Genomic DNA, 12,361 nt, shown 5'->3' on the forward strand with positions numbered 1-12,361 from the left:
GCCCGCACACACGCCGGCCTGACCGACCTCGACCCGAGCACCACCCTCGTCATCGGCCACTGGGCCTACCACGGCTCGGGCTACAGCCCCGGCGCGGAACTCCTCGCCGCCGCCGTGTGGCACCGCAGAGAACTGGAGCGGCAGTTCACCGCAGAAGGCGGCTGCTGATGACCACGCTCCTCGCGGGTCCAAGCACGGGCGAAGACCTGCTGACGGTCCCCCAGGTCATGGCCCGCCTCCAGCTCGGTCGCTCCGCCGTCTACGACCTGCTCCGCACCCGGCAGCTCGCCTCCATCACTCTCGGCCGCGCCCGCCGCATCCCCACCCACGCGCTCACCGACTTCATCCGCACCCGACTTGAACAGGACGCCGCCTGATGACCGCACCTCGCGACACCTCCGCCTCCCGCCGCGTCCGTGCCAACGGCGACGGCACCGTCTACCAGCGCAAGGACGGCCGCTGGGAAGCCGCCGGCTACGTCCTCGCCCCCGGCGACACCCGCAAGCGCGTCCGCGTCTACGGCATCACCCGCAAGGAAGCCCTCGCCAAGCTCACCGAGAAGATCGCCGCCAGCAACCGCGGCGTCCCCATGGTCTCCACCCAGGGCAGCCTCGGGGCGTACCTGACGTACTGGCTGGAGAACGTCGCCGTCCACCAGCTCCGCGAGAACACCCACACCCGCTACACCGCTTGCACGAACCGCTACCTCATCCCCGGCCTCGGCAAGAAGAAGCTCGCCAAGCTCGCCGCCAAGGATGTGCGCACCTGGCTGAACGGGCTGCGGACCGTCTGCCAGTGCTGCACTCGTGGCCTCGACGCTGCCCGCACCCAGCCCCGCTGCTGCGCGATTGGCACGTGCTGCGGCAAGCGGCTCTCCCCGCTGACCCTCGCCTACATCCACTCGGTACTCAAGTCCGCCCTGGAGCATGCCGTCCGGGAGGAAGAGATCCCGCGCAACGTCGCCCGCAACGTCCGCACCGGCACACCCCGCCCCCGCCGCTTCGAACCCCTCACCGCCGACGAGGCCCGCACCTTCCTCACCGCCGCCCAGGGCCACCGCCTCCACGCCCTGTTCGAACTCGCCCTCCGCACCGGACTGCGCAAGGGCGAACTCCTCGGCCTGCGCTGGGAAGACCTCGACCTGGACGCCAGCACGGCCAGCATCCGCCGCACCCTCCAGCGCACCCGCACCGGCGGCCTGACCACCCTCCCCACCAAGACAGTCAGCTCCGAACGCCGCATCGTCCTCCCGGCCCCCTGCCTGCTCTCACTCCGCACCCACCGCAAGCAGCAGGCCCACGAGAAGCAGAAGGCCGGCGCGAGCTGGGTGGACAACGGCCACGTCTTCACCCGACCCGACGGCAATCCCATCGAGCCCGCAACCCTCACCCGACACTTCAACGCGTTGCTCCGCCGCGCACACCTCCGCCAGGTCCGGTTCCACGACCTGAGGCACTCGACCGCGACCCTCCTCCTGGAACAGGGCGTCGAACTCGTCGTCATCAAGGAACTCCTCGGCCACGCCCACATCGGCGTCACCGCCACCGTCTACGCACACGTCCGACTCCGCCTCCAGCGCGACGCCATTGACCTCCTCGGCCGTACCCTCGGCAGGGCCTCCGGGGCAGCTATCGACCCCGACGACGGCGACGAGCCACCGCTTTGTGCAGCACCCGTCCGCTGACGTTGCCGTCAACTACTGCCGTCAAGACACCGCGAGGCCCCACCGAACCGAAATCGGTGGGGCCTCGCAGCGTTATTTTAGGAGATTTCCTCCAACCATCCCCAGTCACCCGGGCGGGTTCGCAGCCGGTCGACTGCCTGCTCAAGGCAATCGTCAAGGCTGGAGGATTCAGCCCGGATAAAGCCTTGCTCCCCAAGGCCCTTTCCTGACATGACTACCGTCCATGGCTCCCCGCCGTCCGCCATCCTTTCGTCATCCACTTTGAGGATCACGGTGACGCCAGAGCGACCGAGGTTCTCCATAAGCTGCTCGATATCCATTCCCTAAACTCCTGTTAGTAGCCCCTCAAGGCTGCCGCGATGTCGCCAACGTCGTGGAGCTGGCCCTTCCCAACTCTGTCGATGACGCTGCGTAGGTCTTGGGACGTGGGGCCGCTCGTGACCCCGTTACGCTCCATCAGCTGCTCGACGACTGCTTGCGCGGTCCGCTTGTTCCCATTATTGAACATGTGACTTCCTGCGATGTCGCGAATAACGACCGCAGACTTCTCCCAGAAACTGTTGTACCGGCTCGCGTTAACCAGCATGTTTTCGGGGGAACCACTCAACAGCGTTTCGCCACCGAATCCACGGTTGATCTCAGCGATCTCGTCGGGGGTGACACCGGCCTTGAAGCCGCCGAGGCCGCAGGCAGGACCAGAGTTATGCACAAGAACTGGCGTGGTTCCAGCCAGCACATAGTACGTGTGCAGGTTCCGGACGGTCAGATCGTATGCCGGGCGAACCCCACCGGAGTGCCGGACCTCGCTCACGGTGACGGTTGTCCCGTCAACGGTGAGCACCGTATCTCCGGGGACCAGCTTGCCCGCATCGACCCAGGCCTCATCGCTGACGGACCAGAACCGGTGATGGTCAGTCGCGGTGATCTCGCCGCGGCCCTCGGCGAGGGCGATCGTGGTGAACGCCGAGTCATCCGGTGTCACCATGGCCGCGTCGACCTCGGCGACGACGGTCTCCCCGGTCTCTGGATTGGTGGCCAGAACGTGGTCACCAACCACCAACTCCTCGATCGGCTTGGCTGTCCCGTCCGGGAGCAGGACCAGGACACCTGCCGGGAAGCTGTGGAAGCAGCTTCGTGCGGCCCTTGACTCCGCAGTAGCGAAGCGATTCATGGCCGTGGCGATGACCTCGAAGTCACGGGCCGCCATTGAGACGGACATCGCGGCGCCGACTTCATCGCAGTCGTTTGAATCGTGGTTGACCATGCAGTTCCAGGCCTGCGGGAGCATGGTCATCCGCGCTGCTTCCGGAATGAGCTGCTTATAGCCCTGCTTGACCCGGTCCGCATAGTCCTTGTTACAGGCCGGGGCCGTGCCTACGAGGACACCGCAGTTGTTCCGTGCGTCGCCCTTGGGTTTGGTGGCGGCATTGGCCAGCGCCTGATTGGTGATCTCGTCCTCGGCGGCCTTGTTAGCGAGGTAGTTGAGGTAGTTGCTCTGCCCCATCTTGGCGGCCTTCTCCGCCTCCGCGACGACCTCCTCGTAGCGGTTGCCCTTCCCAGTGGGTGTGGTGCCCTTGTTGCTGCAGTTGTACATCCCGTTGACGCACTCCTCGAACGCGAGACCGCTGGGGTCGCTGAGGGTGAGCGGGTTGTTGTTGCTGTAGGTGTACGCCGAAAGCGACTGCGGGTCGTTGGCCACCAGGAGTGGGTCGACCGAGAGGAACCGGCCGGTGGAAGGGTCATACTCACGGGCTCCCAGATGGGTGAGCCCGGTGGGTTCGGCCGTGCCGCCGAGGAAGCCGCGAGTGCCTGCCCAGGAGGTGGGAGCGGTGCCCCGGGTGCCGCCGAAGGGCAGCGAACGGCGCTGGTCCACGGCGCCGGTGGCGGCGTCGATGCCGACCTCGGCGGTGCCGTGGTGATCGTTGATCTGGAAAGTCAGCTTGTTGTCGTCGGTGCGGACGGCGGTGGCCGAGCCGAGCGGGTAGTAGCGGGTGGCGGTGGCCTTGGCGGCGCCCTTGACCAGCTTCAGCTCGGTGCTGCCGAGGTACAGGGTCCAGCTCTCGGCGGCGGGGGCGGCGGTGTCGAGGGTATGACCCAACAGGCGGTTTCCGCCGGCGTCATAGAGGTAGTCGGTGGTCTGGTTGGTCGTCGTGACGGTGCTGCCGCTGGTCGTCTTGACAGCCGCGGCGAGCCGGCTGAGCCGGCCCTCCACGTCCCAGGTCAGGGTCTGGTCGCTGGCCAGATTGCCGGACGGCTTGAGGTGCCGGCCGGTCGTCGCGCCCACGGCGTCGTAGTCGTAGCTCTCCACGATCGGTGCGCCGACGGCGCCGGTGACGGTGGAGGTGGAGCTCAGGCTATGGGGGCGGGCCGCGGTGGGCGCGGGGTAGGTGTAGCTGGTGATGGCGTCTTGGGTGGTGTTGCCGGTCGGGTCGTGCCGGGTCTCGCTGGCCCGGGTACCGTTGGCGTTGTAGGCCCAGCTGGTCCAGTACGGGGCCGGGCCGCCGAGCTGGGTGCCGCTGGGAGAGGAGCAGCTACCTGTATTGGGGGTGTACGCGTCGGTGAGACGGGCCAGGAAGTCGTAGCGGAAGCACTGTCGGTCGGTACCGGAGCGCGAGGTGTCGGTGACCGAGGTGACGTTGCCGGCCTGGTCATAGGTGTAAGCGGCGGAGCGGGTCGCGCCGGTGACGCCGTACTGGTCGGTGCGGCTGGAGGCGAGGCGCTGGGTGCCCCACTCGTAGCCGTTGGTGACGTACACCTCCTTGCCTGCGGTGCCGTTGCTCAAGGTGGACTGCAGCGGCTTACCGGTGAGGCTGTACGTCTGCTTGGTCAGGTACTTCGTCAGGCCCTCGGTGGCGGTGGGCCGCCGCAGGCTGTCGTAGCTGAACACCACCGCTTCGGGCAGCAGGTTGCCGACGGCCGGGTAGCTGACCGACTTGGTCAGGCCGTCGAGCCGGTAGACGGTGGTGGTGCTGTAGCTACCCGCCAGGGCCTCCTGCCCGGGGACGGACGGGACCGTCACCGTGCTGCGGGTCGGTCGGCCGATGGCGTCGAACAACGAGTAGGCGGTCTTGTACTGATAGGGGGTGCCGTTGACCGTGCTGTAGCGGGTGCTGGAGGCCAGCTGGCCCTTGTTACTCGTCGGATCCCAGGTCTGGGAGGTAAGCAACGGGCCGATCACGGATTCCTGATGGGTCTCCAGTACGCGGGACATGTTGTCGTAGACGGTCGCGATGGTCTGCCCGCGCCCGTCGGTGGTGCTGGTGAGTTCACCACGGTCGTTGTAGGACTTGACGGTGGTCCCGCTGTCCGGGTCGACCGCCTTGGTCTGACGGCCGAGCTGGTCGTAGGTCCAACTCCACAATGTGCCGGCCGGGTTGGTGAGGCCGATGAGGTTGCCCGCCGGGTCGTAGGCGTAGGTCGTGGTGTCGTAGGCGCCGGTAGGCGTCGCCGCCTTGTACTGGCGCAGTTCGGTGGTGCGGCCGGCGGCATCGGCGATCGCCGTGGTAGGGGTGCCGCCGACGGGCGGGGTGACGGTGACCCGGTCGCCGCCGTACTCGGTGAGCGTGGTGAAGAGCGGGGTGCCGGTGCCGTTGCCCGCGAGGACAGTGGATTTGATGGCCCGTCCGAGACCATCGTACGTGGTCGCGGTCTGAGTCTCGACGCCAGCGGTGTTCTCGATCTTGAATAGCGTCGGTGACGGCGCACCGGCGGCGTAGTAGGGGGCGTAGGCCAGTGCCACCTGGCCACGCTCGTCGTAGAAGGTGTCGGACAGGACGCGGCCGCCATTCTCGCCTGGAGACTGGGTCTGCCGAGTGCGGCCGAAGCCGTCGTAGAGAATGAACGAGGTCTGCTGGGTGGCGTCGTCGTTGAGTGTCTTGCTGGTGATGGCGCTGATCTGTCCGTCGGTGACGGTGTAGGCGTACTCCTGGTTCGGGGTCTGCCCGGTCGCCTTGGAGCGGTCGGGTAGCCAGACCTTGAGAGTGCGGCCGAGCGCGTCGAACTGGACGTCCGTGCGGCGGCCGTTGGTGTCGACGGTGTCGACGGCCAGACCGCGCAGCAGGTCGAAGTCGGTGGTGCTGGTCTGGGTGGTAGTGGCGTCCCCGGCCTTGGCGGGTGGGCTGGTCACCACGGACTTGGCGGGCCGGCCGGTGGCCGGTGTATAGGTGGTGGTGGTGGTTCGGGCGTCGGGCGAGGCCGTGGTGACCGGACCGGTCGCGTCTGTGGTGTCGAAGACCGTAGAGGAGGCGTTCGCGGTGGCGGTCACCGGACGCCCGTAGCCGTCGAAGGTGGCCGCGCCGTCCAGGTAGGTGGCGGTGTTGCCCGAGCGGGTCTTCAGGGTGTGGGTCAGGGTGATGTCGCCCTTGTTCGGCGCCGCGCCGTAACCCTGGCCGTCGTACCGATACCGGACGTCGGACAGGACGGCCGACGTACCGTCGGGCCGGGTGTCACGGCTGACACTGGCGCCGCAGGCGGCGGCGACGGTCTCGATCCTCGCGGTGGCCCGCAGGATCCAGGCAGTGGTGTTGTCGAGGTAGGTGGTGCGGGCACACTTGTCGTCTGTGCCGACCGCCACGTCGCCCAAGTCCTCGACGGAGACGATGCGGCCGTAGCCGTCGCGGGCCGTATTGCTCCTGGTCTCCCGCCAGGCGTAGCCCGCCCCGTTGTCCAGCGAGGTGAAACCCCTGGCGACGATAGTACCGATGATGTTGGCGGTGGTGGTGCCCCAGTCGCGGACCCTCTTGGCCGTCTCCTGCTTCCACGGTGTGTTGACCGACTTCTGCAGGATCACGCCGCCGGGCTTGTCGTACTGCTCGGTGCGGTACTCGTAGCCCGCCCAGGCGTTGTCGTCGGTGATCGTGGTGCCCTGGCCGTCGTCCACGGTGACGCTGCGCTTGCCGTTCTTGTCACCGGGATTGTCGCGGTCCTGGTCCATCCCGCGCAGGAAGTAGTGGTCGGCCTGGGTGGACATGCCGGCGACACCGCCGGTTTCCACCCGGGTGCGGGCGTAGCCGCGCCACTGGGACCAGGTTTTCAGCTTCTCCTTGGTCAGACCGTCCTCGTCATCGAAGTGCCAGGCGGGGTCGCCGAGGTAGCTGTAGCGGGTGACCATGTCGGGTGCGCCGCCGGTGCGGTCGGTAGCGACGACCGAGTCGACGACGTACTTGTTGAACCACTCCGTGACGACAGGGGTCTCCTCGGAGGCCTGGTACATCTGTGGGAAACAGCGGGTGCTGTTGGTCTGCGGAGTCGGCAGTGCGTTCCAGTCGCAGGCCGGCTCCGAGTAGTTGACGTCGATCTGGCCGCCGAGCTCATCAGTGACAGTGCCCAGCCGCTGCTTGATGAACGGCATGCGGCCGTCGCCGACCTTGTCGAGCCGGTTGGCCCGCTGCTTGTAGGCGAAGGTGGTCTTGGGAAGGGCGACGGACGGGGTGACGGAGAAGCCGGTGTGTTGGATCGAGTCCAGCAGGAGCTGGTAGTCGAAGTCGGCGGTGCCCCACTTGTGTTTCAGGTCCCAGGTGTCGACCGTGGTGTAGTTCCCGTCGGTCTGGAGCGTCTTGGCCGCGATCTGGGTGAGGCGGGTGCGGGTGAAGTACGTCGGCGAGTACTGGGCGGTGCAGTCGGTGCCGTCCTTGCAGTTCTGGTCCCACGGAGTGTCGTACCAGTACTGCTGGTTGGCGTCGATCTTTGCCGCATCGCAGACGCCCGCCCCCGACTCCAGACAGCGCTCGGCGGTGACGAAGTCGACCCGGCCCATCGGTTTGACGGTGGTCGAGTAGATGTCGCTCTGTTGCTGGCCGTACTCAATGTGGTCCATACGTCCGCCGCGGATATAGGGCGTCCGGTCAGTGGCCTTCAGGTTGCGGCCGTAGTTGTTGGTCTCGGGCGTGTACCAGTAGGTGATGTCGTTGCCGTGGGCATCGACTACCAGGTCCAGGTTCCAGCGCCAGCCCTGCTGGCACCACGAGGACGCAAAGGCACCGGCGTTGCACGGCTCGCCAGCATTGTTGCCGTAGACGGGCACCGTGTAGACGGACTTGGTCTCCGGCTTCCCTGCGCTCCAGTTCGGCAGACGGTTGTACCCGAAGTAATAGTTGGTCCCGTCGGTGGTGGTGGCACGGAAGTACTCGCCATCGTTGTCACCGTTGCCGCGAGCACCGTCCCGCAGACGCACGACCTTGGTGGCGTCGTCGTTCTTGATACGCCATTCGTCCCCGGACACCGGGATCAGCTCGCCGGAGTGTCCGGCGAAGCTGATCGTCGCGTTGTCGGTCCCCCAGCACAGATCGCCCGGGCTGGACTTCCCGGTCTTCGGCGCGCCATCGTCGGCGCAAGCCTTGTAGCTGCGCTCGACGAAGCCGGGCGACAAGTCGAAGCCGTCACCCACCCAGGAGGCCTGGTTGTTGCTGTTCACCGTACGGCCGTCGATCGCAGCGGAGTTGTAGGACAGGCCGACCTTCGGCGTCAGCCCGCCCGGCATTGCCGTGAGCGGCATGTCGTAGGACCAGCCGAACGACCCGCTGTTCAGCGCTGTCGACCACGACGAAGCGCTCGACAACGGCGTCGCCTTGTAGTCACCGCTTGGCCCCGAACTGCCCGTCGTGGCGGCGATCACCGTCACCTTCGGCGCGGACGACAACCGCGTCGAGCCGGCCGGCGCCGCGGTCAGCGTGTCTGCAGCCACCGTCTGCTTCGCGACGTCGTTGCCGCCCGGTAGTGGAGTCTGCACCCGGCACTCCGGAAGGTCCGGGGTGGTGAGCGCGCACTCGGGCAGGCGCACCAGCTTCAGGCGTGAGCCGAAGCCTGAACCAGCCGCCTGAGCGAAGGACGAGTAGTCGACAGCCATACCGACGTTCTCGTCGGCGCCTGTGACGGTCAGCAGCAGACCGTTGACGCCGGCCTTGGCGGCGGCGTTCTGGCCGAGTAGTTCGACCTTCGCCTTGCCCGCTGTACCGGAGGAGGAGAGGGCGACAGGCAGTTTGCCGGCCTTGCCAGCCTTGCCTTTCTCGCCGGGGACGTCGACCGTGGCGCTTCCCGCGCCGGGAAGGGTTCCGTGCTTGCCGTCGGTCTTGCTGACCGTCGTGTCTGCCTTACGGCCCCTGGTCTTGGCGTCCGAGCCCTTGACCGGCTCCTCGGGTGAGACCGCCGAGGGCTTGGTGTAGGGTTCCGCGGCCGCCGCGACGGCGGCCAGTGGCAGCGCCGGCAGCAGCGACCCGACCAGTGTGCCCGCAATGACCACGGACATCCTGGTCCGGGTCGGCAGCCGCAGCACCGACCTGTTCCTACTCATGGGTAAAGCACTCCTCAGTGAGAAAGGGGTGTGACGCCCGTGGGCCGGGCGGAGGCGAAGCCGCCCGGCCCACGGAGTAAGGGGGATCAGACGCCGGTGGACGTGTCCAGCTCGGCTCCGTAGTTGCCGAGCTTGCCGATCTGCGCGGGGCTCAGCACGCCCTGGTAGAGCCAGACGTCGTCGAGCTCACCGGAGAAGTACTCACCCCACGCTCCGGACTCCCTGCTCCGGCCGAACTGCACGCCGCCCGTCGCCTCGTAGGGCTGCGGCACGCCGCCAGCCCAGGAGACGTGTGACGTGCAGCCTGACGTCGGCAGGTCGGAGTCACAGGCCTGGTTCTCCACCTGGCCGTTGACATACAGGGTGAGCCGGTCCGAGAACGCGTCGTAGCTGACCGCCAGGTGCGTCCAGGTCTCCCCGTAGACGAGGGTGGCTGGCGTGTGCGCGATCAGGGTGCGCGCCTTGCTGGTGTCACTGCCCGGTGGGAGGTTCGCGTCGGAGTAGCGCACCTCCGCCTCCCACTGGCCGGTGGGCTGCTGAGTGTCCGGGTCCAGGCCTAGCGGCACCCAGCGTACGGTAACCGAGCTGTTACTGGCGCCGGCGACCGAAAAGGCCGTCATTCTCCGAGTCGGGATGCCTGCGGTGCTCGCCCAGCCGGCCAGGGTGAAGCCCTGCCCGGTGTGCAGCGGGGTCGTGGTGGTGGCGGCATAGCCGGAGGAGCCGTCCAGTTGCAGGACGCCGGGGGCCAACAAGCCGTCGACGGCATTGATCGAAGCGCCACCGTCGAGGACGGCACCCGCTTTGGCCGGGCCCTCGTCCGGGCTGACCGACCCGTTCACCGAGGCGAACTTCCAGCGGCCGGCCAGCAGCGGACGCTGCTGCACCAGATCGCGGACCTCCGGACCGGTGATGACGCGGTCGTACACCCGCACATCGTCCACATTGCCTTCGAAGAAGTCGACCTTCAGGGTCTCGCGCGAACCGGCGCCGATCAACAGCGGGCCAGAGCCGTAGAGCGAGGCGGTGTAGGTACTCTCCCCCGCCAGGTGGCCGTTGACATAGAGCTGCAGCTTGTCGGTGGCGGCGTCGAAGACGCCGACCAGATGGGCCCACTCGTCGCCGGTCGGGGTCAGGCACGGGCCGTTGCCGCAGGCGCCCTGGAGCGCCCGCGTCAGCGTGGCGCCAATCGCGTCCTGGTCGTGCCGACCAAAGACCCAGCGGTCGTCGGCGGCCGAATAGTACAGAGAGAACGGGCTGCTGTGAGCGCCGGCCTGGGAGAGGACGACGGCGTCGTGGCTGGGCTTGGCCTTGGGCAGCCGGGCCCAAGCGGACACGGCGAAGCTACGGGTCGTCAGGACGGGCGGCAGAGCGACCGTGGCGTGGGCAGCGACGCCGTCCAGCTTCAAGCCGGTGCCCGCGACCCCGCGACCGCCGAGGACGGCGCCGCCCTGCAGAACCGCATTGACGGCCTGCGGATGACCGGTCACCAAGGCCACGCCAGCCGGCTCGTTCATGTCCCACTTGGCTTTGGCGATGACCTGGGCGGTGGGCGCTGCGCCGTTGAAGACGGTGCGCGCCTCGGTGGCGCCCAACGCGTTGTCCCATAGCTGTACGTCATCCACCGCGCCCGGCCAGGCGTCGCACCAACCGGTCGTGCAGCGGGAGCGGCCGATCTGCAGCGGACCGTGGCCGTCCCAGACGGCCGTCGCCGGCGCGGAGGCAGCCAACGTGCCGTCGATGTAGAGCCGGATCTCCTTGGTCTCGGTCTTGTAGGTGGCGAGCAGGTGGGTCCAGCGTCCGGTCGTCGGCGCGGCTGCCGACTGCACGCCGACCACTGTGGCGTCGGAGTCACCAGCCGCAGTCTGCACCTTGAACGTCCAGCGGCTCTGCCCGTCTACGTCGTCCACGCCGAGGCGGTAGGCGTAGTGGTTCGGTCCGCCCTGACTCAGCACCGTGTGACTGCCGCCTATGCCGTCGTAACGCACCCAGGCGGAGGCGGTGAGGCTGCGCTGGGTCTCCAGCAGGGCGGCCGTGGTCTGGGCGAAGCCGCTGGCGGTGCCGTCCAGCTTCAGCGCGGTGCCGCTGTGACCGGGTTCGCCGGTCTTGGCACCTGTACCGAGCACGGCGTCGAAGTCGCCGCCGGCGCCCACTGATTCAGCGGTTCCTGCGGACTCGTCCAGCTTCCAGCCGGCTCGCTGCGGCTGACCGGCGAGGACGTTGAAGTAGTACGTCTCGGACTGCGAGGTGTTGCCGTGGGCGTCGATGGCGTTAACCGAGAGGAAGTGCGGGCCGGGCGCTTCAGGGAGGATCCGGATGTTGCGCGCCGCGCCGGCGGTGGTGGAAACCTCGCGGTTGGTGGACGGACCGGTGTCCAGGCCGATCTGGTACTTGACCACGTCGGTCGAGGTCGAGGAGACCGCGAAGTAGCCGTACCGTCCGACTCCGTCGGTCCACGGCAGGTCGTCACTGCTCAGCTTGGAGCCCGGGTAGGAGACGGAGGAGATGTCCGGTCCGTTGGGGCGGGTGGTGTCCAGGATGAAGTAGCAGTTCGTCGGATCGCCGACCGAGCTCCACGGGCCCCAGTTTGCTCCGTCCCAAGCCCGGACCTCCCAGCCGACCTTCACGTTCTGCGGGGTCCAGTCCGGGAGAGGATAGGAGAACTGCGATCCGGAGCCCTTGAACGACCAGCCAGGCGGGGTATTGCCCTCGGCGCCGGTCGACCACCACATGCGGCGCAGACCACCTCCGTCGCCCGGATCCCAGGACAGCGCGAACTGGGGACCGATCGCCTCGCCGTCCGGGTCAGACAGTCGGGCGGTGATCTGCGGCACCCGGTTGATCCGCACGGGCGAGGTCTGGCATACCGAGCCGGGCGACATCGAAAGGTCGCTCATCGGGGCTTGGGCCGGCGGCAGGTTGTAGTAGACGCGCAGAAAGGCATCGTCGGTCAGGCGCTTCCAGCCGTAGCCATCGCCCTCGTTCTTCGCCTTCAGGCCGAAGGTGATGGTCGGCCAGCCCCAATTGGCCGCGTCCTGCACCAGGTTCTTGACGTTACCCGAGGTGCCGCCGAACTCCAGCCAGCCGCCGGGGCAGTTGCCACTCCAGCCCTTGGCGACGTTCATGGTCTGCAGGTTGCGGGACCAGAAATCGGAGGCGGTCTGGGAGTTCCAGTTCATCCCCGAGTGGATGTAGCCGGTGGCCCAGAGCTCGATCTCACGGGCGTTGCAGGAGGCAGACCAACTCTCGTAGGTGCCGAACTCGGCGCTCAGGATGCGCTTGCCGGTGAAGGAACTGCTAGTAGGGCTTGGTCAGGTTCGTATGGGTGTGGGTATGTCGCGGTGGCAGGTCGGACAGTGGCCAGCCCAGGTGGCGAGGATCAACTGCAGCTC

5 protein-coding genes are annotated in these 12,361 nt (G+C 67.6%); 2 read left to right on the plus strand and 3 right to left on the minus strand.

What is annotated here, in order from left to right; translation table 11 throughout:
- The first annotated feature begins 167 nt into the window (after positions 1 to 167).
- Positions 168 to 377: a helix-turn-helix domain-containing protein gene (locus tag ACZ55U_RS37810; protein ID WP_465533959.1), complete on the plus strand. Its 210-nt coding sequence runs from the start codon at positions 168 to 170 to the stop codon at positions 375 to 377.
- Entirely contained in the window at positions 377 to 1,684 is a 1,308-nt protein-coding gene (locus ACZ55U_RS37815; protein ID WP_465533961.1) for a tyrosine-type recombinase/integrase, read from the plus strand. Before ACZ55U_RS37810 ends, ACZ55U_RS37815 begins: the two co-directional genes overlap by 1 nt.
- 77 nt (positions 1,685 to 1,761) lie before the next feature.
- Here ACZ55U_RS37815 and ACZ55U_RS37820 read toward each other — a convergent pair whose 3' ends face one another.
- From ACZ55U_RS37820 to ACZ55U_RS37830, 3 genes are all read right to left on the minus strand, one after another.
- A complete protein-coding gene (locus ACZ55U_RS37820) occupies positions 1,762 to 2,004 on the minus strand; it encodes a hypothetical protein (RefSeq protein WP_465533963.1) in 243 nt (80 codons plus the stop codon).
- Between the two features lie 14 nt (positions 2,005 to 2,018).
- A complete protein-coding gene (locus ACZ55U_RS37825; RefSeq protein WP_465533965.1) occupies positions 2,019 to 8,954 on the minus strand; it encodes an RHS repeat-associated core domain-containing protein in 6,936 nt (2,311 codons plus the stop codon).
- Between the two features lie 104 nt (positions 8,955 to 9,058).
- Positions 9,059 to 12,148, minus strand: a complete 3,090-nt coding sequence (locus ACZ55U_RS37830; RefSeq protein WP_465533967.1) for a LamG domain-containing protein — start codon at positions 12,146 to 12,148, stop codon at positions 9,059 to 9,061.
- Between the last annotated feature and the right edge of the window lie 213 nt (positions 12,149 to 12,361).

The sequence above is a fragment of the Kitasatospora sp. NPDC034533 genome, assembly GCF_055575155.1.

Bases quoted from the DNA above. Each gene is read 5' to 3' on its own strand.
- ACZ55U_RS37810 (WP_465533959.1), top strand. From the start codon at position 168: ATGACCACGCTCCTCGCGGGTCCAAGCACGGGCGAAGACCTGCTGACG.
- ACZ55U_RS37815 (WP_465533961.1), top strand. From the start codon at position 377: ATGACCGCACCTCGCGACACCTCCGCCTCCCGCCGCGTCCGTGCCAAC.
- ACZ55U_RS37820 (WP_465533963.1), bottom strand. From the start codon at position 2,004: ATGGATATCGAGCAGCTTATGGAGAACCTCGGTCGCTCTGGCGTCACC.
- ACZ55U_RS37830 (WP_465533967.1), bottom strand. From the start codon at position 12,148: ATGAACTGGAACTCCCAGACCGCCTCCGATTTCTGGTCCCGCAACCTG.